This window comes from Psychromonas algicola (assembly GCF_004378355.1).
Classification (GTDB): domain Bacteria; phylum Pseudomonadota; class Gammaproteobacteria; order Enterobacterales; family Psychromonadaceae; genus Psychromonas.
Map to the genome: position 1 here is coordinate 1 of NZ_SNUB01000077.1, position 793 is coordinate 793.

At 39.0% G+C, this 793-nt stretch carries 1 tRNA gene and 2 rRNA genes; all 3 read right to left on the minus strand.

Annotated elements, in window-relative coordinates:
• Positions 1-98, minus strand: a 23S ribosomal RNA gene (locus E2R67_RS16410); the annotation flags it as partial.
• A gap of 391 nt (positions 99-489) precedes the next feature.
• Positions 490-565, minus strand: a tRNA-Glu gene (locus E2R67_RS16415).
• 115 nt (positions 566-680) lie between these two features.
• Positions 681-793 (minus strand): 16S ribosomal RNA (locus E2R67_RS16420); the annotation flags it as partial.

A 793-nucleotide genomic window follows, 5' to 3' on the forward strand; every position in this document is an offset into this window, starting at 1 on the left:
CGCTTGTTATCAACTCCCCTGGACTTATCGCAGATTACCACGTCCTTCATCGCCTCTAATTGCCTAGGCATCCACCGTGCACGCTTATTCACTTAACCATACAACACCTAAACAGTGTCTAAACACGTTTAACTATTGCATGTTGTTTCCAAGACGCTTGTGACTCATATTTACATATGAAAAACAATCGTTTTTCGTGCACCTATCAATTAATAAATTAACTGAGTAGATACGTACTCATATTACCCGAAGATAATATGTGCTTTTTATTTTGCTTGATTACGTATAATTAAACCGAAGTTTAGTTATACGAGAACAATTTCGTTTATATCTATCACACCAATCAACTTATATTGTAAACAATACAAGTCATTGTATTTGTGTGATAAATAAGAACATTTATCAGCTTTCCTAATTGTTAAAGAGCAGTGTTAAAAACACTTAATAAACATCACTTTGCTTATTGAGTATCTTTAGTAAAAGTGTAGTTGGTATCCCCAAGGGGATTTGAACCCCTGTTACCGCCGTGAAAGGGCGGTGTCCTAGGCCTCTAGACGATGGGGACCCGGAAACTACTTTGCTTTCTAATCAGTCTAATCAAACAATCTGTGTAAACACTAGCAAATTAATTACCAAAGTAATTAACCTGGCCGTTAGGCTTGTTAATGTGTCTCTTTACGTAAGGAGGTGATCCAGCCCCAGGTTCCCCTAGGGCTACCTTGTTACGACTTCACCCCAGTCATGAACCACACCGTGGTCATCGCCATCCCGAAGGTTAAGCTAATGACTTCTG